Origin of the sequence: Helicobacter sp. 13S00482-2 (genome assembly GCF_002272795.1) — a bacterium.
In the GTDB taxonomy this organism is placed as follows: Bacteria; Campylobacterota; Campylobacteria; order Campylobacterales; family Helicobacteraceae; genus Helicobacter_J.
In genome coordinates, this window is record NZ_MLAT01000094.1 from 1 (window position 1) to 439 (window position 439).

Here is a 439-nt window from a genome sequence, read left to right on the forward strand (position 1 = left end):
TTCAATCTAAACCAAACAAACTCAGTTTAGATGATGCAATCAGATTCATTTCGCACGTGATAAACAATCTGATCTATTATCAATGAGAGTGGGTTTATCACAAGTTCTCTTTTCACCTCCTTTTATTAGTTCTTTTTACTTCCTCTTATGTTGTTGGCATTACCATCATCAGGCTTAGTATGGTTGCCATTGGCATTACTTGGTATTGGTATTACTTTGACTCCATTGGCATTACCATTCTCACCATTGCTATTACTCATAACGTTGGAACCCCATTGATGGTATAAAGGTTGTCATTGCTGATTCCTGGTTTTTGCCTTACCGTTCCTGCCATCAGCTTTCTTGCCATTGCTATTGTTGCCATCAGTTTTGATTTCATTAGCATTACCCTTCACGCCTACTTTCTCTTAGCTTACCATCATCAGGCTTGGCATGGTTG

General features: G+C 38.7%; 2 protein-coding genes. Both read right to left on the reverse strand.

What is annotated here, in order from left to right:
• Positions 1-125: 125 nt before the first annotated feature.
• Entirely contained in the window at positions 126-260 is a 135-nt protein-coding gene (locus tag BKH42_RS09915; protein WP_257874295.1) for a hypothetical protein, read from the reverse strand.
• Positions 257-379: a hypothetical protein gene (locus BKH42_RS09920; RefSeq protein WP_257874296.1), complete on the reverse strand. Its 123-nt coding sequence runs from the start codon at positions 377-379 to the stop codon at positions 257-259. Before BKH42_RS09920 ends, BKH42_RS09915 begins: the two co-directional genes overlap by 4 nt.
• Between the last annotated feature and the right edge of the window lie 60 nt (positions 380-439).

What these genes read in the sequence shown, in the direction of transcription:
- BKH42_RS09920 (WP_257874296.1), bottom strand. Translation starts at nt 379, where the DNA reads ATGAAATCAAAACTGATGGCAACAATAGCAATGGCAAGAAAGCTGATG.
- BKH42_RS09915 (WP_257874295.1), bottom strand. Translation starts at nt 260, where the DNA reads ATGAGTAATAGCAATGGTGAGAATGGTAATGCCAATGGAGTCAAAGTA.